The sequence below is a fragment of the Streptomyces sp. NPDC051578 genome (assembly GCF_044454045.1).
Classification (GTDB): Bacteria; Actinomycetota; Actinomycetes; order Streptomycetales; family Streptomycetaceae; genus Streptomyces.
In genome coordinates this window covers 308426-330099 of record NZ_JBITDH010000006.1, presented here as the reverse complement: position 1 = coordinate 330099, position 21674 = coordinate 308426, and the positions used below count along the sequence as shown (strand labels likewise).

Genomic DNA, 21674 nt, shown 5'->3' with positions numbered 1-21674 from the left:
GGCCCGCGTCACCCATCGGACCGCCGATCTCGAACCGGCCCGTCGGGTTCACCAGCAGCCGGTACCCCTCGGTGTCCAGCTTGATCCCGTCCTCGATGAGCTGCGCGAGCACGTGCTCGACGACGAACTCGCGGATGTCCGGGGCGAGGAGGGAGTCCAGGTCGATGTCGGCGGCGTGCTGCGAGGACACCACGACGGTGTCGAGGCGGACGGCCTTGTCGCCGTCGTACTCGATGGTGACCTGGGTCTTGCCGTCGGGGCGCAGGTACGGGATGGTGCCGTTCTTGCGGACCTCGGAGAGCCGGCGGGAGAGCCGGTGCGCGATGTGGATCGGGAGCGGCATCAGCTCGGGCGTCTCGTCGCAGGCGTAGCCGAACATCAGGCCCTGGTCGCCGGCGCCCTGCTTGTCGAGCTCGTCCTCGTCGCCTTCGACACGCTGCTCGTAGGCGGTGTCGACACCCTGGGCGATGTCCGGGGACTGCGCGCCGATGGACACCGACACGCCGCAGGAGGCGCCGTCGAAGCCCTTCTTCGAGGAGTCGTAGCCGATTTCGAGGATCTTGTCGCGGACGAGCTGCGCGATCGGCGCGTACGCCTTCGTCGTCACCTCTCCCGCGATGTGCACGAGACCGGTGGTGATGAGGGTCTCCACGGCCACACGCGAGGTCGGGTCCTCGGTGAGGAGCGCGTCGAGGATCGTGTCGCTGATCTGGTCAGCGATCTTGTCGGGGTGACCCTCGGTCACGGACTCCGAGGTAAACAGGCGACGGGACACAACGCTCCCTGGGGTTGCAGCGGCTGCTGGCTGATCATTTGGCGGAACCCTACCGGGGGCTGCGCCCGGTCGTGTTCCAAGTGCAGTTTATCGGTCGCCACCGTTTGCCGGACCACCCGTCTCGCCTTGTGGGAGCCGTGTGACCTGCGGCACTACATTCTGACGTACGGATTCCCCAGCGGGAAGGCGATCCGCTCAGGCGCGTCGCGGCGCGAGGCGGGGAGCGACCTGGTCCCAAATGGCGTCCGCCAGCGCTTCCTTCGGTCCATGCGCGACGGGCGTCTCCGCGCCATCGGAAGAAAGGATGACGGCCTCGTTCTCCTCGGAACCAAAGGTCTTGCTCTCCCCCACCTCGTTGATGACGAGAAGATCACACCCCTTGCGCAGGAGCTTGGCCCGCCCGTTCGCGAGGACGTCGTCGGTCTCCGCGGCGAAGCCCACCACCACCTGGCCCTCCCGGGCGCGTTCGGCGGATACCTCGGCCAGCACGTCCGGGTTGCGCACGAGCGCCACCGGGGCGGGCTCCTGCCCGTCCTGCTTCTTGATCTTGCCCCCGGCGTACCGGGCGGGCCGGAAGTCGGCCACGGCCGCGGCCATCACCACGGCGTCGGCGTCGGCAGCCGCCTTGAGCACCGCCTCCCGCAGCTGGAGGGCCGTCCCGACCCGTACGACGTCGGCCCCCGCCGGGTCGGCCAGCGCGGTGTTCGCCGCGACGAGCGTGACCCGGGCGCCGCGCGCCACGGCCGTGCGGGCGAGCGCGTAGCCCTGCTTGCCCGAAGAGCGGTTGCCGAGGAAGCGGACGGGGTCCAGCGGCTCCCGGGTGCCTCCGGCACTGATCACCACGTGCCGTCCGGCGAGGTCCGGCTCTGCGGCGCCCCGGGTCAGGACCCGGCGGCACACCTCGAAGATCTCGTCGGGGTCGGGCAGCCGTCCCTTGCCGGTGTCCTTGCCGGTGAGCCGGCCGACGGCGGGCTCGATGACGACGGCGCCGCGTCGGCGCAGCGTGGCCACGTTCTCCTGGGTGGCGGGGTGCTCCCACATCTCGGTGTGCATCGCGGGCGCGAAGACCACCGGACAGCGTGCGGTGAGGAGCGTATTGGTGAGCAGGTCGTCGGCCAGCCCGTGGGCGGCCTTGGCCAGCATGTCGGCGGTGGCGGGGGCGACGACGACCAGGTCGGCGGACTGCCCGATCCGCACGTGCGGGACGTCGTGGACGCTCTCCCAGACCTGGGTGGAGGCCGGGTTGCCGGACAGCGCGGCCCAGGTGGCCTCCCCGACGAAGTTCAGCGACGCGGCCGTCGGCACGACCCGTACGTCGTGGCCGGACTCGGTCAGCCGGCGCAGCAGCTCGCACGCCTTGTAGGCGGCGATCCCGCCGCTGACCCCCAGCACGACCTTCGGCTTACCCACCACGCACTCCCCTTCGAGGAACCATCTCTGCACCTATGACACACCACAGGCCCGGCAGATGTTCTGCCGGGCCTGTGGTGAAAGGAATTCCTGGTGCCTTACTGGGCCGGGGCCTCGATGGCCTCGGAGGTCAGCAGACCCGCGTTGATCTCGCGCAGCGCGATCGAAAGCGGCTTCTCGTGGACGTGGGTGTCCACCAGCGGGCCGACGTACTCAAGCAGGCCCTCACCGAGCTGCGAGTAGTACGCGTTGATCTGACGCGCGCGCTTGGCCGCGTAGATCACGAGGCTGTACTTCGAGTCCGTGGCCTCAAGCAGCTCGTCGATCGGCGGGTTGATGATGCCCTCGGGCGCAGTCATGGAAGAGGACACGCTCTACCTTCCGAAGATGGGTGAAAGATCTTGCGCCGTCCGGATACATACCGGACAACGATCAGACAACGTCCATCAAGGCTAGCAGCTCGCGCGCCACGTCCTCGACGGAGGTGTTGACCAGGGTGGTGTCGAACTCGGGCTCGGCAGCAAGTTCGATCTTGGCGGCCGCCAGGCGGCGCTCGATGACCTCGGCCGACTCGGTCCCGCGGCCGGTGAGGCGGCGGACCAGCTCGTCCCAGCTCGGCGGCGCCAGGAAGACCAGCTGGGCCTCGGGCATCGACTGGCGCACCAGCCGCGCGCCCTGGAGGTCGATCTCCAGCAGGACCGGCTCGCCGTTCTCCAGGCGCTCCAGGACCGCACCGCGCGGAGTGCCGTAGCGGTTGCCCGCGAACTCGGCCCACTCCAGCAGCTCGCCGTTGGCGATCAGCTTGTCGAATTCGTCGTCGCCGACGAAGAAGTAGTGGACACCGTGTCGCTCACCGGGCCGCGGCTTGCGGGTGGTGGCCGACACCGAGAGCCATACCTCGGGGTGGACCTTGCGCATATGCGCGACGACCGTGCTCTTGCCGACCCCTGAGGGGCCGGAGAGCACGGTCAGCCGCGGACGAACCTCTGCTGCCATAGAGCGATTATCCAGGTTCCAGGGACTGCCTGAGAACGCCGGGAGAACTCCGGGCGACGCCTCAGGCGCCGCTACCGCCGAACTCACGCTCCAGAGAGGCGATCTGGTTGGAGCCGAGACCTCGGACACGCCGGGATTCGGAGATGCCGAGGCGCTCCATGATCTGCTTGGCGCGGACCTTGCCCACGCCGGGCAGCGACTCAAGGAGGGCGGAGACCTTCATCTTGCCGATGACGTCGTTCTCCTGTCCCGTCTTGATGACGTCGTGGAGGGAGGCGCCGGAATGCTTGAGTCGATTCTTCACCTCGGCCCGCTCCCGGCGAGCCGCGGCGGCCTTTTCGAGCGCTGCTGCGCGCTGTTCAGGGGTAAGGGGCGGAAGAGCCACGCCTACGTCACCTCGGATGTCGAACTGTCGGATACGGACCGGCACGGAGCCAGGAGGCACCACACCAGGCGAGCTCCCGAACGGCGGTGATACTCGTCCGCTGTTCGTTGACTCTGCTCGGAGACTAGCGGCCTGGGCCGCTCCAGTCAGCGAGAACGGACGAAAAGTCCTGGTCAGCCTCCGTTGAAACGTACATCACGGACAAACTACCCCGCTTTTGTCCGGTCGAGGACCATCGGTTTTCGTCAAGCAGTGCGACGGACACCCCCTGAGGAGTCCGTCGCAGCTCACCGCACCGGTCAGGCGGAGGGGACCGCCGCGCGGATCTCGGCCGCGAAGCCGGCCGCCGCGGCCCGCAGGGCACCGGCGTCCGGACCGTGCCCGAGGACGCCCCGGGAGACGTTCGGGACGACGTTGCCGACGGCCGCGCCGAAGACCGCCGGGAGATCGGCGGCCGTGGCACCCTGCGCGCCGATGCCGGGCGCCAGGAGCGGGCCGTTGATGTCGAGGTCGAAGGAGGAGAGGTCGCCGAGGGTGGCGCCGACGACGGCCCCGAAGGAGCCCATCGGCTCGGCCCCCTCGTTCTCCGCCGCCAGGTGGGCCAGCATCGTCGCGCCGATGGAGCGGCCGTCGGAGCGCACCGCCCGCTGGACCTCGGCGCCTTCGGGGTTGGAGGTGAGGGCCAGGACGAAGAGGCCGGCGCCCGAGCGGCGGGCCAGGTCCACGGCCGGGGCGAGCGAACCGTAGCCGAGGTAGGGGGAGACCGTCAGGGCGTCGGAGAACAGCGGCGAGTCCGGCGAGAGGAACGTCTCGGCGTAGGCGGCCATCGTCGAGCCGATGTCCCCGCGCTTGGCGTCCATCACGACCAGCGTCCCGGCCGCGCGGGCGTCGGCCACCGTGCGCTCCAGCACCGCGATGCCCCGCGAGCCGAACCGCTCGAAGAAGGCGGCCTGCGGCTTGAAGACGGCGACCGAGCCGGCGAGGGCCTCGACGACGGTGCGGGAGAAGGTCTCCAGCCCGCTGACGTCGTCGTTCAGGCCCCAGGACGTGAGCAGGGCGGCGTGCGGGTCGATCCCGACGCACAGCGGGCCGCGGGAGTCCATCGCCGCCCGCAGACGGGCGCCGAAGGGGGTCACGGAGGTCGCAGGGGTCACAGGGAGGCCTTCCGGGTCTCGGCGCCCACCGCGTCGGCGAGCGTCTCGTACGGGCTGTCGGCCAGGCGCTCGGCCAGGCCCTTGTGGATCGCGCGGGCGTAGCCGGGGCCCTCGTAGATGAAGGCGCTGTAGCCCTGGATCAGGGTCGCGCCCGCCAGGATGCGCTGCCAGGCGTCCTCGGCGTTCTCGATGCCGCCGACCCCGACCAGGACCAGCCGGTCCCCCACACGGGCGTACAGGCGGCGCAGGACCTCCAGGGAGCGCGCCTTGACGGGGGCGCCGGACAGTCCGCCGGTCTCCTTGACCAGGGCGGCCTCGGACCTCAGGCCCAGGCCCTCGCGGGCGATGGTGGTGTTCGTGGCGATGATGCCGTCCAGGCCGAGCTCCAGCGCGAGGTCGGCGACGGCGTCGACGTCCTCGTCGGCGAGGTCGGGGGCGATCTTGACCAGCAGCGGGACCCGGCGGTCGGTCACCACCCGGTCGGCGGCCTCCCGTACGGCGCTCAGCAGCGGGCGCAGGGACTCGGTGGCCTGGAGGTTGCGCAGGCCCGGGGTGTTCGGCGAGGAGACGTTGACGACGAGGTAGTCGGCGTGGCGGGCCAGGCGCTCGGTGGACGCGACGTAGTCCGCGACGGCCTCCTCCTCCGGCACGGCTTTGGTCTTGCCGATGTTGACGCCCACGACCGTCTTGAAGACGGCCGTGCGGGCCGCCAGGCGCTGGGCGACGGCCGCCGAGCCCTCGTTGTTGAAGCCCATCCGGTTGATCAGCGCGCGGTCGGGGATGAGCCGGAAGAGCCGCTTCTTGGGGTTGCCCGGCTGGGCCTGGGCCGTGACCGTGCCGATCTCGACGTGGTCGAAGCCCAGCATCGACATGCCGTCGATGGCGACGGCGTTCTTGTCGAAGCCGGCCGCGAGCCCGAAGGGGCCGTGCATGCGCAGTCCGAGGGCCTCGGTGCGCAGCGCCTCGTACCGGGGGGCGAGGACGGCCGCGACGAAGGTGCGCAGCACCGGGGTGCGGGCCGCGAGGCGGATCCAGCGGAAGGCCGTGTAGTGGGCCTGCTCCGGGTCCATCCGCTTGAAGACGAGGTTGAAGAAGAGTTTGTACATCGGCGTGGGGATCCTTGTGCGCTCATGAAGAGGGGGACACCCGTCGCTGTCGCGAATCCGGTGTCCCCCTCCTCGTACGGGCTGCTAGTCGCGGGCCGCGATCAGGTGTTCGGCGTGCTCCTGGAGGGAGCGGACGCCGACGTCGCCGCGGTTGAGCGCGTCGATGCCCTGGACGGCGGCGGCGAGCGCCTGGACCGTCGTCAGGCACGGGACGCCGCGCGCCACGGCCGCGGTACGGATCTCGTAGCCGTCGAGGCGGCCACCCGTGCCGTAGGGGGTGTTGACGATCAGGTCGACCTGACCGTCGTGGATCAGCTGGACGATCGTCTTCTCGCCGCCCGGGCCCTCGCCCTCGCTGAGCTTGCGCACGATGGTGGCGTTGATGCCGTTGCGGCGCAGCACCTCGGCGGTGCCGGAGGTCGCCATCAGCTCGAAGCCGTGGGCGACCAGCTCCCGCGCCGGGAAGATCATCGAGCGCTTGTCGCGGTTGGCGACGGAGATGAACGCCCGGCCCTTGGTGGGCAGCGGGCCGTAGGCGCCGGCCTGCGACTTGGCGTAGGCGGTGCCGAAGACGGTGTCGATGCCCATGACCTCGCCGGTGGAGCGCATCTCCGGGCCGAGGACGGTGTCGACGCCGCGGCCGTGGATGTCGCGGAAGCGCGACCACGGCATGACGGCCTCCTTGACGGAGATCGGCGCGTCCAGCGGCAGGGTGCCGCCGTCGCCGGTCTTCGGGAGCATGCCCTCGGCGCGCAGCTCGGCGATGGTGCTGCCGAGCGAGATGCGGGCGGCGGCCTTCGCGAGCGGGACCGCGGTCGCCTTCGAGGTGAAGGGGACGGTGCGGGAGGCGCGGGGGTTGGCCTCCAGGACGTAGAGGATGTCACCCGCCATCGCGAACTGGATGTTGATCAGGCCGCGGACGCCGACGCCCTTGGCGATGGCCTCGGTGGAGGCGCGCAGACGCTTGATGTCGTAGCCGCCGAGGGTGATCGGGGGCAGGGCGCAGGCCGAGTCGCCGGAGTGGATGCCGGCTTCCTCGATGTGCTCCATGACGCCGCCGAGGTAGAGCTCGGTGCCGTCGTAGAGGGCGTCGACGTCGATCTCGATGGCGTCGTCGAGGAAGCGGTCGACCAGCACGGGGCGGGTCGGGGAGATCTCGGTGGACTCGGCGATGTACGACTCCAGCCGGGTCTCGTCGTAGACGATCTCCATGCCGCGGCCGCCGAGCACGTACGAGGGGCGGACGAGGACCGGGTAGCCGATCTCGTCGGCGATCGCCTTGGCACCCGCGAAGGTGGTGGCGGTGCCGTGCTTGGGCGCGGGCAGGCCGGCCTCGGCGAGGACCCGGCCGAAGGCGCCGCGGTCCTCGGCGGCGTGGATGGCCTCCGGGGAGGTGCCGACGACGGGGACGCCGTTGTCCTTGAGCGCCTGGGCGAGACCGAGGGGGGTCTGGCCGCCGAGCTGGACGACGACGCCGGCGATCGGGCCGGCCAGCGACTCGGCGTGGACGATCTCCAGCACGTCTTCGAGCGTCAGCGGCTCGAAGTACAGGCGGTCGGAGGTGTCGTAGTCCGTGGAGACGGTCTCCGGGTTGCAGTTGACCATCACGGTCTCGTAGCCGGCGTCGCTGAGGGCGAAGGAGGCGTGGACGCAGGAGTAGTCGAACTCGATGCCCTGGCCGATGCGGTTCGGGCCGGAGCCCAGGATGATGACCGCGGGCTTGGTGCGGGGCGCGACCTCGGACTCCTCGTCGTAGGAGGAGTAGAAGTACGGGGTCTTCGCGGCGAACTCGGCGGCGCAGGTGTCGACCGTCTTGTAGACCGGGCGGACGCCGAGCGCGTGGCGGACCTCGCGGACGACGTCCTCGCGCAGGCCGCGGATCTCGGCGATCTGGGCGTCGGAGAAGCCGTGCCGCTTGGCCTCGGCGAGCAGCTCGGGGTGGAGCTTCTCGGCGGCGGCCAGGTCGTCGGCGATCTCCTTGATGAGGAAGAGCTGGTCGACGAACCAGGGGTCGATCTTCGTGGATTCGAAGACCTCTTCCTGGGTGGCGCCGGCACGGATGGCCTGCATGACGGTGTTGATGCGGCCGTCGGTCGGGCGGACGGCGGTGGCGAGCAGCTCGGCCTTGTCGCCGGGCTCGCCGACGAAGGTGAACTGCGAGCCCTTCTTCTCCAGGGAGCGCAGGGCCTTCTGGAGCGCCTCGGTGAAGTTGCGGCCGATGGCCATGGCCTCGCCCACCGACTTCATGGTGGTGGTGAGGGTGGCGTCGGCCGCGGGGAACTTCTCGAAGGCGAAGCGCGGGGCCTTGACGACGACGTAGTCGAGGGACGGCTCGAAGGAGGCCGGCGTCTTCTCGGTGATGTCGTTGGGGACCTCGTCCAGCGTGTAGCCGATGGCCAGCTTGGCGGCAATCTTGGCGATCGGGAAGCCGGTGGCCTTCGACGCGAGCGCCGACGAGCGGGAGACGCGCGGGTTCATCTCGATGACGATGACGCGGCCGTCGGCCGGGTCGATCGCGAACTGGATGTTGCAGCCGCCGGTGTCGACGCCGACCTCGCGGATGATCGCGATGCCGATGTCGCGCAGGCGCTGGTACTCGCGGTCGGTCAGCGTCATGGCCGGGGCGACGGTGATCGAGTCGCCGGTGTGCACGCCCATCGGGTCGAAGTTCTCGATGGAGCAGACGACGACCACGTTGTCCTTGGTGTCGCGCATCAGCTCCAGCTCGTACTCCTTCCAGCCGAGGATGGACTCCTCCAGGAGCACCTCGGTGGTCGGGGAGAGCGTCAGGCCCTGGCCGGCGATGCGGCGCAGCTCTTCCTCGTCGTGGGCGAAGCCGGAGCCGGCGCCGCCCATGGTGAAGGAGGGGCGGACGACGACGGGGTAGCCGCCGAGCGTCTCGACGCCCTTGATGACGTCGTCCATCGAGTGGCAGATGACCGAGCGGGCGGACTCGCCGTAGCCGATCTTGGCCTTGACGGCCTCGACGACGCCCTTGAAGAGGTCGCGGTCCTCGCCCTTGTTGATGGCCTCGACGTTCGCGCCGATCAGCTCGACGCCGTACTTCTCCAGCACCCCCTGCTCGTGCATGGAGATGGCGGTGTTCAGCGCGGTCTGGCCGCCGAGGGTGGGCAGGAGCGCGTCGGGGCGCTCCTTGGCGATGATCTTCTCGACGAACTCGGGGGTGATCGGCTCGACGTACGTGGCGTCGGCGATCTCCGGGTCGGTCATGATCGTCGCCGGGTTGGAGTTCACCAGGATGACCCGCAGGCCCTCGGCCTTGAGGACGCGGCAGGCCTGGGTGCCGGAGTAGTCGAACTCGGCGGCCTGTCCGATGACGATCGGGCCGGAGCCGATGACCAGGACGGACTGGATATCGGTGCGCTTAGGCACGCTCGGCCTCCATCTGGGTGGTGCTCATCAAAGACGTGAAGCGGTCGAAGAGGTACGCGGCGTCGTGCGGGCCCGCGGCCGCCTCGGGGTGGTACTGGACGGAGAAGGCCGGCTGGTCGAGCAGCCGGAGGCCTTCCACGACGTTGTCGTTCAGGCAGACGTGCGAGACCTCGGCGCGGCCGAAGGGGGTCTCGGACACCTTGTCGAGGGGCGCGTCCACGGCGAAGCCGTGGTTGTGCGCGGTGACCTCGACCTTGCCGGTGGTGCGGTCCTGCACCGGCTGGTTGATGCCGCGGTGGCCGTACTTGAGCTTGTAGGTGCCGAAGCCCAGCGCGCGGCCGAGGATCTGGTTGCCGAAGCAGATGCCGAAGAGCGGGGTCCTGCGCTCCAGGACGCCCTGCATGACGGAGACCGCGTGGTCGGCGGTGGCGGGGTCGCCGGGGCCGTTGGAGAAGAACACCCCGTCCGGGGAGACGGCGTAGATGTCTTCGACGGTGGCCGTGGCGGGCAGCACGTGCACCTCGATGCCGCGCTCGGCCATCCGGTGCGGGGTCATGCCCTTGATGCCGAGGTCCACCGCGGCCACGGTGAACTTCTTCTCGCCGATGGCGGGGACGACGTACGTCTCCTTGGTGGCGACCTCGGCGGAGAGGTTCGCGCCCTTCATCTGGGGGGCGTCCTGGACCTTCGCCAGCAGCACGGCGTCGTCCATCACCGCCTCGCCGGAGAAGATGCCGACGCGCATGGCGCCGCGCTCGCGCAGGTGGCGGGTCAGGGCGCGGGTGTCGATGCCGCAGATCCCGACGACTCCCTGCGCGGTCAGCTCCTCGTCCAGGGAACGGCGGGAGCGCCAGTTGGAGGGCTTGCGGGCAGGGTCGCGCACGACGTAGCCCGACACCCAGATCCGGGAGGACTCGGGGTCCTCGTCGTTGACACCCGTGTTGCCGACGTGCGGGGCGGTCATCACGACGACCTGGCGGTGGTACGACGGGTCTGTGAGGGTCTCCTGGTAGCCGGTCATGCCGGTGGAGAACACGGCCTCGCCGAAGGTCTCCCCCACAGCGCCGTAGGCGCGGCCGCGGAAGATCCGGCCGTCCTCCAGGACGAGTACGGCGGGAGCTTTGGCTGCTCCCCTGGTGGAGGTCGTCATCGTTCGGCGCCTTCCGTCGTGATGGTTGGGTTCATGAGGTTGATGGCTTCGACCCAGGCGGCGTGCTCGGCCGCCCGGTCGGAGCGGAATCCGGAGTCGATCAGCTTGTCGCCGTGCGCCCAGGTGACGACGAGCAGACCGCCCTCGGTGAGTACCTTGCCCGCGATTCCCTTGTCGAGGCGGGCGCCGCGCAGCTGCGCGGCCGGTACGAAGAAGTCGGTGGCCCCCGGACGGACCACGTCGAGGCCCGCGTCGGTGAGGGTGAGCTCGACCCGGCTGCGCACCCCCAGGCCGTGGGCGACGATCCGGTCGAGCCACTGCCCGGCGGTGGTGGACCCGTGGTACCGGCCGGTCAGGGCGAGCCGGTGGGCGGGCAGACCGCTCGGGGCGGCGGGCAGCTCCGGCAGATCGCTCTGCAGGGTGCCGCGCCATTTCCAGCCCTGCCGCATCAGCCAGTAGACGAACGCGATGAAGACGAGCAGACCGATCACCCACGCGATGCGGGCGCCCCAGTCCGTCACCTCCGCCGAGTGTCGTTCGGCGGCCTCGGCGGCCAGTTGGATTACAGCAGGTGTCACGCCAGCGTCCCGTCCACGACCGTTGCCCGGCCCCGCAGGAAGGTGTGAGTGACGCGTCCCGGCAGCTCACGGCCCTCGTAAGGCGTGTTGCGGCTGCGGGAGGCGAAGTGCGCGGGGTCCACGACACCACGGTACGAGGTATCGACCAAGGTCAGGTTCGCGGGTTCACCTGCCGAGACGGGCCGGCCGTGGTTCTCCAGGCCGCCGATGCGCGCCGGGGCGAAGGACATGCGCTGGGCGACGCCCGCCCAGTCGAGCAGCCCGGTCTCCACCATCGTCTGCTGGACGACGGACAGCGCGGTCTCCAGGCCGACCATGCCCATGGCGGCGGCGGCCCACTCGCAGTCCTTGTCCTCGTGCGGGTGCGGGGCGTGGTCGGTGGCGACGATGTCGATCGTGCCGTCGGCGAGCGCCTCGCGCAGGGCCGTCACGTCGCGCTCGGTGCGCAGCGGCGGGTTGACCTTGTAGACCGCGTTGTACGAGCGCACCAGCTCGTCGGTGAGGAGCAGGTGGTGCGGGGTGACCTCGGCCGTGACGTCGATGCCGCGGGACTTGGCCCAGCGGACGATCTCGACGGAGCCGGCGGTGGACAGGTGGCAGATGTGCACGCGGGAGCCGACGTGCTCGGCGAGGAGCACGTCGCGGGCGATGATCGACTCCTCGGCGACGGCGGGCCAGCCGCCCAGACCCAGCTCGGCGGAGACGACGCCCTCGTTCATCTGGGCGCCCTCGGTGAGGCGGGGCTCCTGGGCGTGCTGGGCGACGACGCCGCCGAAGGCCTTCACGTACTCCAGGGCGCGGCGCATGATCACGGCGTCGTCCACGCACTTGCCGTCGTCGGAGAAGACGGTGACGTGGGCGGCGGAGTCGTGCATGGCGCCGAGCTCCGCGAGCTGCTTGCCCTCCAGGCCGACGGTGACGGCGCCGATGGGCTGCACGTCGCAGTAGCCGGATTCCTTGCCCAGGCGCCAGACCTGCTCGACCACGCCGGCGGTGTCGGCGACCGGGAAGGTGTTCGCCATGGCGAAGACGGCGGTGTAGCCGCCGGAGGCGGCCGCGCGGGTGCCGGTCAGGACGGTCTCGGAGTCCTCGCGGCCGGGCTCGCGCAGGTGGGTGTGCAGGTCGACGAGGCCCGGGAGGAGGACCTGGCCGGCGGCCTCGACGACCTGGGCGCCCTCGGCGGACAGGCCCTGGCCGACCTCGGCGATGGTCTCGCCGTCGATCAGTACGTCCTGCGCCTCGCCACCGAGTACCTTCGCGCCACGGATCAGGATCTTGCTCATGGTTACTTGCTCTCCTCGATGCGGGGCGTGCTGGTGGTGGTGACGGCGGGCTCGGAGCCGCCGAGCAGCAGGTACAGGACGGCCATCCGGGTGGAGACGCCGTTGGCGACCTGCTCGACGGCCGTGCAGCGGTCGGAGTCGGCGACCTCGGCGGTGATCTCCATGCCGCGGTTCATCGGGCCGGGGTGCATCACGATGGCGTGCTCGGGCATCTTCGCCATGCGGTCGCCGTCGAGCCCGTACCGGCGGGAGTACTCGCGCTCGGTGGGGAAGAAGGCGGCGTTCATGCGTTCGCGCTGCACACGCAGCATCATCACCGCGTCGGACTTCGGCAGCACCTCGTCGAGGTCGTACGAGACCTCGCACGGCCAGCTCTCGACGCCGATCGGGACCAGGGTGGGCGGGGCCACCACGGTGACCTCGGCACCCAGCGTGTGGAGCAGCTGCACGTTGGAGCGGGCGACGCGGCTGTGCAGGACGTCGCCGACGATCGTGATGCGGCGGCCGTTCAGGTCCTTGCCGAGGCCGGCGTCGCGCCCGACCAGGCGGCGGCGCATGGTGAAGGCGTCCAGCAGGGCCTGGGTGGGGTGCTCGTGGGTGCCGTCGCCGGCGTTGACCACGGCGGAGTCGATCCAGCCGGAGGTGGCGAGGCGGTAGGGGGCGCCGGAGGCGTGGTGGCGGATGACGACGGCGTCCGCGCCCATCGCCTCCAGGGTCAGGGCGGTGTCCTTGAGGGATTCGCCCTTGGAAACCGAGGAGCCCTTGGCGGAGAAGTTGATGACGTCGGCGGAGAGCCGCTTGGCGGCCGCCTCGAAGGAGATGCGGGTGCGGGTCGAGTCCTCGAAGAAGAGGTTCACGACGGTGAGGCCGCGCAGGGTGGGCAGCTTCTTGATCGGCCGGTCCGCGACGCGGGCCATCTCCTCGGCGGTGTCGAGGATCAGGACGGCGTCGTCGCGGGTGAGGTCGGCGGCCGAGATGAGGTGGCGCTTCATCTGGGTGCTCCGTAGGTCGGGAGGGCAGGCAGGCGGACTGTCTGGCTGGTGTCGCGGGCAGGGCATGCTGCGGCCGGGCACCCGTGGCGGGACCCGTACCGGTTCGGGCTACTGCTGCCCGGCTGCCCGGTCGGTCCGCTGGCCGAGCAGTACGGCGTCGCGGCCGTCCTCCTCCTGGAGCTGGACCTTGACGGTCTCCCGCAGCGACGTGGGGAGGTTCTTGCCGACGTAGTCGGCGCGGATCGGCAGTTCGCGGTGGCCGCGGTCGACGAGGACCGCGAGCTGGACGGCGCGGGGGCGGCCGAGGTCGCCGAGGGCGTCCAGGGCGGCGCGGATGGTTCTGCCGGAGAAGAGCACGTCGTCGACGAGGATGACCAGGCGGCCCTCGATGTCGTCGCCGGGGATCTCGGTGCGGCCGATCGCGCGGGCCGGCTTCATCCGCAGGTCGTCGCGGTACATGGTGATGTCGAGGGACCCGACCGGGATCTTCGTACCGGTGATCTCTTCGAGCTTGGCGGCCAGCCGGCGGGCGAGGAAGACACCGCGGGTGGGGATGCCGAGGAGCACCACGTCATCGGCGCCCTTGGCGCGTTCGACGATCTCGTGGGCGATGCGGGTCAGTACCCGGGCGATGTCCTGGGCCTCCAGGACGGGGCGCATGACATCGGAGCTCTGCTGGGTGTCCATGAAAAGGACCTCCTTCTCCGCCTCACGGGACGGACCTTAAAGGACGTCTGATGTTCGCGTTCCACCGTAGCAGGCCGACGTGCCCGGTCCGTCCACCGGGCACGGGCCGGGACCCCTCGTAAGTGGGGGTTGAAGAGCATTCGGCTTGACGCATCCAAGTAACGCTGCGTAACCTCACAGTGAGTTACCAGCCGCGCGGCGGAGCCGCTCGTGGTCATGCCGTCCATGTCGTCACAGCGTCACAGCGTCCGGGAGCGTTATGTCCAGCGAATACGCCAAACAGCTCGGGGCCAAGCTCCGCGCCATCCGCACCCAGCAGGGCCTTTCCCTCCACGGTGTGGAGGAGAAGTCCCAGGGCCGGTGGAAGGCCGTGGTGGTCGGTTCCTACGAGCGCGGGGACCGCGCCGTGACCGTCCAGCGCCTCGCCGAGCTGGCGGACTTCTACGGGGTTCCCGTCCAGGAACTCCTGCCGGGCACCACCCCGGGCGGAGCGGCCGAGCCGCCGCCGAAGCTGCGCCTGGACCTGGAGCGCCTGGCGGGCGTGCCCGCCGAGAAGGCCGGACCGCTCCAGCGTTACGCCGCCACCATCCAGAGCCAGCGCGGCGACTACAACGGCAAGGTGCTCTCGATCCGCCAGGACGACCTGCGCACCCTCGCGGTCATCTACGACCAGTCCCCCTCGGTCCTGACCGAGCAGCTCATCAGCTGGGGCGTGCTGGACGCGGACGCCCGGCGCGCCGTGGCCCACGAGGACGTCTAGCCCCCTCGGGCAGGCCAGCAGAAACGTTACCGGCGGGTGCCGGATCCCTCAGGGGTCCGGCACCCGCCGGTTCGCGTTCCGGCCCGGTGACGGGCCCTGAAGCAGGCCGGTGACGCGGGCCCGGCCACGCGCCGGTGCACGAACGGGAGGGCCCGCGGCGCTGATGCGCCGCGGGCCCTCCCGTTGTCACCGGTCCTGCGCGGGACCTACTGCTCGCGCCGCAGGCTCGGCTTGAGGTCCTTGAACCGGCCCAGCAGCCCGTTCACGAACGAGGGGGACTCGTCCGTGGAGAACTCCTTGGCCAGCTGGACGGCTTCGTCGATCGCCACGGCGTCCGGCGTCTCGTCCACCCAGATCAGCTCGTACGCGCCGAGCCGCACGATGTTCCGGTCCACGACCGGCATGCGGTCGAGGTCCCAGTCCACGGCATAGGTGACGATCAGGTCGTCGATGCGGTTCACCTTGTCGGCGTACCCCTCGACAAGATCCATCGTGAAGGCGTTGACCGGCGGCTGCCGGTCGTCCGACCGCGCGTGGCGGATCCAGTCCGCGAGGACCTCGCGCACGGACACGCCGCGCTGATCGGCCTCGAAGAGGATCTGGAAAGCGCGCTTTCGCGCGTTGCTCCGGGCAGCCACGGTTAGCTGTTCACCCGGCCGAGGTAGTCGCTCGTGCGGGTGTCGACCTTGATCTTCTCGCCGGTGCTGACGAAGAGCGGGACCTGGATCTCGTGGCCCGTCTCCAGCGTCGCCGGCTTGGTGCCGCCGGTGGAGCGGTCGCCCTGGACGCCCGGGTCGGTGTGCTGGATGACCAGCTCGACGGCGGCCGGGAGCTCGACGTAGAGCACCTCGCCCTCGTGGCGGGCCACGGAGGCGGTGAAGCCCTCGATGAGGAAGTTGGCGGCGTCGCCGACGACCTTGCGGTCGACCATCAGCTGGTCGTAGGTCTCCATGTCCATGAAGACGAAGTACTCGCCGTCCATGTACGAGAACTGCATGTCACGGCGGTCGATGGTGGCCGTGTCGACCTTGGTGCCGGCGTTGAAGGTCTTGTCGACGACCTTGCCGGAGAGCACGTGCTTGAGCTTGGTGCGCACGAAGGCCGGGCCCTTGCCGGGCTTGACGTGCTGGAACTCGACGACGGACCAGAGCTGGCCCCCGTCGAGCTTCAGCACCATGCCGTTCTTGAGGTCGTTCGTGGAAGCCACGGTTGCGGAATCTCCTGCACTGGAAGACCACGGGTGCGCGCACAGCCCGGCCGAGCGGGCTAGAGCGCGAGCAGCTCCTTGGTCGTAATGGTGAGTAGCTCTGGACCGCCGTCCGCCTCGGGGCGTACGACGAGCGTGTCATCGATCCGGACACCTCCCCGGCCCGGGAGGTGAACCCCCGGTTCGACGGTGACCGGCACGCAAGCGTCCAGTTTACCCATGGCCGTAGGTGCAAGCTGCGGGTCCTCGTCGATTTCGAGGCCGACGCCGTGTCCGGTGGACGCGGCCAGTGCCTCGCCGTGCCCCGCCGAGTCGAGCACGGAGCGCGCCGCGTGGTCGACGTCGCGGCAGGCGGCGCCCGGCAGGAGGGCCTCCCGTCCGGCCCGCTGGGCGGCGAACACGAGGTCGTACAGCTCGATCTGCCACGAGGCCGGGGTGGTGCCGATCACGAACGTACGGCCGATCTCGCAGCGGTAGCCCCGGTAGTTCGCGCCGAGGCACACGGAGAGGAAGTCGCCCTCCTCGACCCGGCGGTCGGAGGGCCGGTGCCGGGAGCGGCCGGAGTGGGGACCGGTGCCGACGGAGGTGCGGAAGGCGGGGCCGTCCGCCCCGTGGTCGACCAGGCGGCGTTCCAGCTCCAGCGCGAGGTGGCGTTCGGTGCGGCCGACGAGGATCGACTCCAGCAGCTCGCCGAGGGCCTGGTCGGCGATCTCGGCGGCGATCCGCAGGCAGGCGATCTCCTCCTCGTCCTTGACCAGGCGCTGCTGTTCCACCGCGGGCCCGAGGTCCGCCAGACGCAGCTTCGGCGCGACCGACTGGAGGGCCCGGTGACGGCCGACGGTGATGTGGTGCTCCTCCACCGCCAGGGAGTCGGCCCGTACGGAGGCGGCCAGATCGGCGGCGGCCACGGCGGGGTCCCCGCCCGGGGCGCCCAGCACGGTGACCCGCAGCTGTTCGTCCAGGCGGCCCTCGTCGTTCTCCCCGGTCGGCGCTCCCCCGCAGAACAGCACCTCCTCGGCCGGGCCGACCAGCAGGACGGCGCCGGGCGGGCAGGCTCCGGTGAGGTAGCGGACGTTCGCCGGACGCGTGATCAGCGCGGCGGCGTTGCCCGCGGCGGCGCAGCGGTCGCGAAGCAGGGCCCGACGGGCCGCGTACACGTCTGACATGTATTCGAGCGTACGAGCGCACCGCCCATCCGGCCTGGCGAGAGCCGCCGTACGAGCGGTGAGCAGGCGGTGAGCAGACGGCGGGAACCCTCGGGAGCCGGGCGCGCCGCAGGCGACAGGCACGCCTCGGTGGGCGGCCGCCTCCGTGGGGCGCGGGGCCTCAGTGGGCGGCGGGCCTCAGTGGGCGGGCGGGCCGATGACGCGGGCCAGGGTCTCGTCCAGTGCGCGGGCCGTGCCCTCGACGTCCAGCTGGGAGTTGTCGATGATCGGCAGGCCGGACCCGTACCAGCCGGCCATCCGCCCGTGGATCCGGGCGACCTCCTCGTCGGAGAGCCGGCGGTTGCCGGAACGGGCCGCGTTGCGCTCCAGCACGACCTCCAGGCCGGGCAGCAGCACGACCGGCAGCAGGGCAGGGCCCACGTGCCGTTTCCAGCCGCCCAGGCCCACCACGGGCCGGTCGGGGAAGACGGCGTCGTCCAGAATGCAGGAGATGCCGTTCGCCAGGAAGTTGCGTGCGGCGAAACCGCAGGTGCGGCGGGCCAGGCGGTACTGGGCCTCGGAGTGGTCGTTCCAGCCCGCCTGGGGGTCCGCGAAGCCCGAGCAGACCCACTCGCGGACGTCGTCCAGGCTGACGTGCGCGGTCGGCACCGGCCGGGTGGCGGCCCAGTGCCGCGCAACGGTCGTCTTGCCCGCGCCCGCCGGGCCGATCAGCAGCACCGCGAGGGTGGCCGCGCCGGTGCCGGGGGCGACCGCGGGCGGCAGCGGGATGTGCCCGGTGGGCTCCGTCGACGGCGGCTGGGCGGGCGGCAGCGGAACGTATCCGCCGCTGTCCCGCGCCGGGGACCGGTCGTGCGGCGCCGGCGGCCCGGGCTGGGCCGGCGCCGCGGAGCCCGGCCAGCCCTGCGCCGGGGGTATGGGCGGCTGCGGGGGCGCCTGCGGATGCTGCCCCGGCTGCCCCCAGCCGCCGCTCCCCACTCCTTGCTGCATCCGCTGCCACTCCGTCTCGTTCCGGCGACTGATGCGAGAACGTTATATGACCTCGGGGCCCGAGCCGCCCACCAGCACCGTCAGAGCGTGACTTCGTCCGCGAGGGCGCGCAGGGCCAGCCGGTACGAGCCGATGCCGAAGCCCGCCACCGTACCCGTGGCGACGGAGGCGATGACCGACGTGTGCCGGAACTCCTCGCGCGCGTACGGATTGGAGATGTGCACCTCGATCAGCGGAGCCGTGCGCTGCGCCGCCGCGTCCCGCATCGCGTATGAGTAGTGCGTGAAGGCGCCCGGGTTGATCACGACGGGGATCTTGCCGTCCGCGGCCTCGTGCAGCCAGCGCACCAGCTCGCCCTCGTCGTTGGTCTCGCGGACCTCCACGTCGAAGCCGAGCTCCGTGCCCACCGCCCGGCAGCTCTCCACCAGCCCCGCGTACGAGGTGGCCCCGTACACGTCGGGCTCGCGCGACCCGAGCCGGCCCAGGTTCGGGCCGTTCAGGACCAGCACCCGCCGGCTCACGCGGCGACCTCACCGAAGGCGGCGAACAGCACCGCCGGATCCGGGCCCTCCAGGACGGTCGGCTTGGCCAGCCCGTCGAGCACGATGAAGCGCAGCAGGTCGCCGCGGGACTTCTTGTCGAGCTTCATGGTCTCCAGCAGCTTGGGCCACTGGTCGCCCCGGTAGGTCAGCGGCAGCCCGACGGAGGCGAGCACCGCCTTGTGCCGGTCCGCGGTCGCGTCGTCGAGCCGGCCCGCGAGCCGGCCGAGTTCCGCGGCGAAGACCATGCCGACCGAGACGGCCGCGCCGTGGCGCCACTTGTAGCGCTCGTTCTTCTCGATGGCGTGCGCGAGGGTGTGGCCGTAGTTGAGGATCTCCCGCAACCCCGATTCCTTGAGGTCGCTGGAGACCACGTCCGCCTTGACCCGGATCGAGCGCACGATGAGCTCGGCGGTGTGCGGGCCCGCGGGCGTGCGGGCCGCCTCCGGGTCCGCCTCGATCAGGTCGAGGATGACCGGGTCGGAGATGAACCCGGCCTTGATGATCTCCGCCAGGCCGCTGACGTAGTCGTGGACCGGCAGCGAGTCCAGCGCCGCGAGGTCGCAGAGCACACCGGCGGGCGGGTGGAAGGCACCGACGAGGTTCTTGCCCTCGGCGGTGTTGATGCCGGTCTTGCCGCCGACGGCCGCGTCCACCATGGCCAGCACGGTGGTCGGGACCGCGACCCAGCGCACGCCGCGCAGCCAGCTCGCCGCGACGAAGCCCGCGAGGTCGGTGGTGGCGCCGCCGCCCACGCCCACGATCACGTCGGTGCGGGTGAACCCGGACTGTCCGAGCGCCTTCCAGCAGTACGCCGCGACCTCGACGGTCTTGGCCTCCTCGGCGTTCGGCACCTGGATGGCGACGGCCTCGTAGCCCTGCGCCGCCAGGTCGTCCCGCAGCGCCTCGCCCGTCGAGGCCAGTGCCTCGGGGTGGATCACGGCCACGCGCTGGGCCCGGGTACCGATCAGGCTGCCCAGCTCGCCGAGCAGCTGCCGGCCGACCAGCACCTCGTACGCCTCGTGTCCCGCGCTCGCGCCGACCTGGATGCGCGTCACCTGGTCTGTCATACGTCCTTCAACTCCAGAGCGTCGAGGACCGCCTGGGCGACCTCTTCGGGGGTGCGGTCGTCGGTGGTCACCACGACGCGCGCGACTTCGGTGTACAGGTGGCGGCGGGCGTCCATCAGCTCGCGCCACTGGCGGCGCGGGTTGACGGCGAGCAGCGGGCGCGCGGCGCCGAGGCCGACGCGCCGTACCGCCTCCTCGACGTCCATCGACAGGTAGGCGACGGGCAGGCCGGCGAGCAGCTCGCGGGTGCCGGGGTCGAGGACGGCACCGCCGCCGAGGGCGAGGACTCCGGTGTGCTCGGCGACGGCGGCCGCGACGGCCCGGCGCTCCAGCTCGCGGAAGTACGGCTCGCCCTCGTCGACGAACAGGTCCGCGATCTCGCGGGCTTCGGCGGCGACGATGTCGGCGTCCGTGTCCCGGTAGGGGACGCCGAGCCGCTCGGCGAGGAGTCCGCCCACCGTGGACTTGCCGGATCCCATCGGTCCGACGAGGACGATCAGGGGCCCGCCGGTCACCGGATCTGCAGGTTGTCGAGGTACGAGCGGACGTTGCGGCGGGTCTCGGGGACGGAGTCGCCGCCGAACTTCTCCACGACGGCGTCCGCGAGGACGAGCGCGACCATGGCCTCGGCGACGATGCCCGCCGCCGGGACGGCACAGACGTCGGAGCGCTGGTGGTGGGCGACGGTCGCCTCACCGGTGGCGACGTCGACGGTGGCCAGCGCGCGCGGCACGGTCGCGATGGGCTTCATCGCGGCGCGGACGCGCAGCAGCTCGCCGGTGGTCAGGCCGCCCTCGGTGCCGCCGGAGCGGCCGGTGGTGCGCCTGAGGCCCTCGGGGGTGGAGACGATCTCGTCGTGGGCCTTCGAGCCGGGCACGCGGGCCAGCTCGAAGCCGTCGCCGACCTCGACGCCCTTGATGGCCTGGATGCCCATGAGCGCCGCCGCGAGGCGCGCGTCGAGACGGCGGTCCCAGTGCACGTGCGAGCCGAGGCCGACGGGGACCCCGTACGCGAGCACCTCCACGACGCCGCCGAGGGTGTCGCCGTCCTTGTGGGCCTGGTCGATCTCGGCCACCATCGCCTTCGAGGCGTCGGCGTCCAGGCAGCGCACCGGGTCGGCGTCGAGCTTCTCGACGTCGGCGGGGGTCGGGTAGACGCCGTACGGGGCCTTGGCGGAGGCGAGTTCGACCACGTGGGAGACGATCTCGATGCCGGCGGTCTCCTTGATGAAGGACCGGGCGATCGCGCCGAGGGCCACACGGGCGGCGGTCTCACGGGCGCTGGCGCGCTCCAGGATCGGGCGGGCCTCGTCGAAGCCGTACTTCTGCATGCCGGCGAGGTCGGCGTGGCCGGGGCGGGGGCGGGTCAGCGCCGCGTTACGGCCGGTGTCCTTGAGCAGCGAGGGGTCCACGGGGTCGGCCGACATGACCGTCTCCCACTTGGGCCACTCGGTGTTGCCCACCATGACCGCGATGGGGGATCCGAGGGAGAGCCCGTGCCGGACGCCGCCGAGGAAGGTGACCTCGTCCTGTTCGAACTTCATCCGGGCACCGCGGCCATAGCCGAGCCGGCGCCTTGCCAGGTGGTCGGCCACCAGCTCGGTTGTGACCGGGACGCCGGCGGGGAGGCCCTCCAGCGTCGCCACCAGGGCCGGTCCGTGCGACTCTCCTGCGGTCAGCCAACGCAACCTGCTCAACGATGCTCCTCATGCTCGCGCCTGGTACAGCCACGGCGCGATCGGGGTGCGCGGCCCGGATCCGCCGTACCCGATCCTCCCACGTCCGCGCCGGTGCACCACGCTCCGGTCCAGCTATCGGACGGCCGTCCCACGCCGGCGCCACCACTGGAAACCCTCCCAGAGGCCTGCGGCGGCCACGAGGGAGCCGACGGTCCACTTCGCCCAGGCCGGAAGCGTACCGAGCAGCACCCGGGCCAACACCACGACGCCGTACGCCGCATCCCACTTGGATGCCAGCGCCTGACCGGTCCCGATCGCGTCCACCCGAACCCCCTCGCCCCCGGACCCGCCGGTGGCA

The 21674-nt window shown here is 71.2% G+C and carries 23 protein-coding genes; 1 reads left to right on the top strand and 22 read right to left on the bottom strand.

Annotated features, from left to right (window positions below; all coding sequences use genetic code 11):
- The 13 genes from metK to pyrR form a co-directional block, all read right to left on the bottom strand.
- On the bottom strand, nucleotides 1-775 hold a 775-nt coding region (gene metK / locus ACIA6C_RS25190), incomplete at its 3' end, for a methionine adenosyltransferase (protein ID WP_399279094.1).
- Nucleotides 776-970: 195 nt separating this feature from the next.
- On the bottom strand, nucleotides 971-2185 hold the full coding sequence (gene coaBC, locus ACIA6C_RS25185) for a bifunctional phosphopantothenoylcysteine decarboxylase/phosphopantothenate--cysteine ligase CoaBC (RefSeq protein ID WP_366083574.1): 1215 nt from the start codon (nucleotides 2183-2185) through the stop codon (nucleotides 971-973).
- A 98-nt stretch (nucleotides 2186-2283) separates the two neighbouring features.
- On the bottom strand, nucleotides 2284-2556 hold the full coding sequence (gene rpoZ / locus ACIA6C_RS25180) for a DNA-directed RNA polymerase subunit omega (protein WP_030879741.1): 273 nt from the start codon (nucleotides 2554-2556) through the stop codon (nucleotides 2284-2286).
- 61 nt (nucleotides 2557-2617) lie between these two features.
- Nucleotides 2618-3181, bottom strand: coding sequence for a guanylate kinase (gene gmk, locus ACIA6C_RS25175; protein WP_329193643.1), 564 nt, complete (start codon nucleotides 3179-3181; stop codon nucleotides 2618-2620).
- A gap of 61 nt (nucleotides 3182-3242) precedes the next feature.
- The gene (locus tag ACIA6C_RS25170; RefSeq protein ID WP_030234009.1) at nucleotides 3243-3566 is read right to left on the bottom strand and encodes an integration host factor; all 324 of its coding nucleotides are present in this window, start codon (nucleotides 3564-3566) and stop codon (nucleotides 3243-3245) included.
- Between the two features lie 299 nt (nucleotides 3567-3865).
- Complete coding sequence (gene pyrF, locus ACIA6C_RS25165) at nucleotides 3866-4702, bottom strand: orotidine-5'-phosphate decarboxylase (protein WP_366080602.1); 837 nt, start codon at nucleotides 4700-4702, stop codon at nucleotides 3866-3868.
- Nucleotides 4703-4716: 14 nt separating this feature from the next.
- The gene (locus tag ACIA6C_RS25160) at nucleotides 4717-5826 is read right to left on the bottom strand and encodes a quinone-dependent dihydroorotate dehydrogenase (protein WP_399279091.1); all 1110 of its coding nucleotides are present in this window, start codon (nucleotides 5824-5826) and stop codon (nucleotides 4717-4719) included.
- 84 nt (nucleotides 5827-5910) lie between these two features.
- Nucleotides 5911-9219, bottom strand: a complete 3309-nt coding sequence (gene carB, locus ACIA6C_RS25155; protein ID WP_361133726.1) for a carbamoyl-phosphate synthase large subunit — start codon at nucleotides 9217-9219, stop codon at nucleotides 5911-5913.
- Nucleotides 9212-10369 (bottom strand): glutamine-hydrolyzing carbamoyl-phosphate synthase small subunit, encoded by a 1158-nt coding sequence (carA, locus tag ACIA6C_RS25150; RefSeq protein ID WP_399279088.1) that lies wholly within the window; start codon nucleotides 10367-10369, stop codon nucleotides 9212-9214. Before carA ends, carB begins: the two co-directional genes overlap by 8 nt.
- Complete coding sequence (locus ACIA6C_RS25145; RefSeq protein WP_361133720.1) at nucleotides 10366-10947, bottom strand: hypothetical protein; 582 nt, start codon at nucleotides 10945-10947, stop codon at nucleotides 10366-10368. The genes carA and ACIA6C_RS25145 overlap by 4 nt, the downstream gene beginning before the upstream one ends.
- Entirely contained in the window at nucleotides 10944-12230 is a 1287-nt protein-coding gene (locus ACIA6C_RS25140) for a dihydroorotase (RefSeq protein WP_399279086.1), read from the bottom strand. The genes ACIA6C_RS25145 and ACIA6C_RS25140 overlap by 4 nt, the downstream gene beginning before the upstream one ends.
- 2 nt (nucleotides 12231-12232) lie before the next feature.
- Nucleotides 12233-13222: an aspartate carbamoyltransferase catalytic subunit gene (locus tag ACIA6C_RS25135; protein WP_361133714.1), complete on the bottom strand. Its 990-nt coding sequence runs from the start codon at nucleotides 13220-13222 to the stop codon at nucleotides 12233-12235.
- 108 nt (nucleotides 13223-13330) lie between these two features.
- Complete coding sequence (gene pyrR, locus ACIA6C_RS25130) at nucleotides 13331-13909, bottom strand: bifunctional pyr operon transcriptional regulator/uracil phosphoribosyltransferase PyrR (protein ID WP_366080599.1); 579 nt, start codon at nucleotides 13907-13909, stop codon at nucleotides 13331-13333.
- Between the two features lie 259 nt (nucleotides 13910-14168).
- Here pyrR and bldD point away from each other — a divergent pair, with 259 nt between their 5' ends.
- Nucleotides 14169-14669: a transcriptional regulator BldD gene (gene bldD, locus ACIA6C_RS25125; protein WP_030026184.1), complete on the top strand. Its 501-nt coding sequence runs from the start codon at nucleotides 14169-14171 to the stop codon at nucleotides 14667-14669.
- Nucleotides 14670-14875: 206 nt separating this feature from the next.
- On the opposite strand, the gene nusB is transcribed toward bldD, so the two are convergent.
- The 9 genes from nusB to ACIA6C_RS25080 form a co-directional block, all read right to left on the bottom strand.
- Nucleotides 14876-15307 (bottom strand): transcription antitermination factor NusB, encoded by a 432-nt coding sequence (gene nusB / locus ACIA6C_RS25120; RefSeq protein WP_361133707.1) that lies wholly within the window; start codon nucleotides 15305-15307, stop codon nucleotides 14876-14878.
- Nucleotides 15308-15309: 2 nt separating this feature from the next.
- Nucleotides 15310-15876 carry an elongation factor P gene (gene efp / locus ACIA6C_RS25115; RefSeq protein WP_361133705.1) on the bottom strand — a complete coding sequence of 189 codons (567 nt, stop codon included), beginning with the start codon at nucleotides 15874-15876 and terminating at the stop codon, nucleotides 15310-15312.
- A gap of 59 nt (nucleotides 15877-15935) precedes the next feature.
- Nucleotides 15936-17042, bottom strand: a complete 1107-nt coding sequence (locus ACIA6C_RS25110) for an aminopeptidase P family protein (protein ID WP_366080598.1) — start codon at nucleotides 17040-17042, stop codon at nucleotides 15936-15938.
- Nucleotides 17043-17219: 177 nt separating this feature from the next.
- Nucleotides 17220-18029 (bottom strand): AAA family ATPase, encoded by an 810-nt coding sequence (locus ACIA6C_RS25105; RefSeq protein WP_399279081.1) that lies wholly within the window; start codon nucleotides 18027-18029, stop codon nucleotides 17220-17222.
- Nucleotides 18030-18109: 80 nt separating this feature from the next.
- Nucleotides 18110-18550, bottom strand: a complete 441-nt coding sequence (aroQ, locus tag ACIA6C_RS25100; protein WP_361133696.1) for a type II 3-dehydroquinate dehydratase — start codon at nucleotides 18548-18550, stop codon at nucleotides 18110-18112.
- Nucleotides 18547-19638 (bottom strand): 3-dehydroquinate synthase, encoded by a 1092-nt coding sequence (gene aroB, locus ACIA6C_RS25095; RefSeq protein WP_366080596.1) that lies wholly within the window; start codon nucleotides 19636-19638, stop codon nucleotides 18547-18549. Before aroB ends, aroQ begins: the two co-directional genes overlap by 4 nt.
- Complete coding sequence (locus ACIA6C_RS25090) at nucleotides 19635-20153, bottom strand: shikimate kinase (protein WP_399279079.1); 519 nt, start codon at nucleotides 20151-20153, stop codon at nucleotides 19635-19637. Before ACIA6C_RS25090 ends, aroB begins: the two co-directional genes overlap by 4 nt.
- Nucleotides 20150-21334: a chorismate synthase gene (gene aroC, locus ACIA6C_RS25085; RefSeq protein ID WP_361133688.1), complete on the bottom strand. Its 1185-nt coding sequence runs from the start codon at nucleotides 21332-21334 to the stop codon at nucleotides 20150-20152. Before aroC ends, ACIA6C_RS25090 begins: the two co-directional genes overlap by 4 nt.
- A gap of 114 nt (nucleotides 21335-21448) precedes the next feature.
- Nucleotides 21449-21640: a hypothetical protein gene (locus tag ACIA6C_RS25080; protein ID WP_399279076.1), complete on the bottom strand. Its 192-nt coding sequence runs from the start codon at nucleotides 21638-21640 to the stop codon at nucleotides 21449-21451.
- Between the last annotated feature and the right edge of the window lie 34 nt (nucleotides 21641-21674).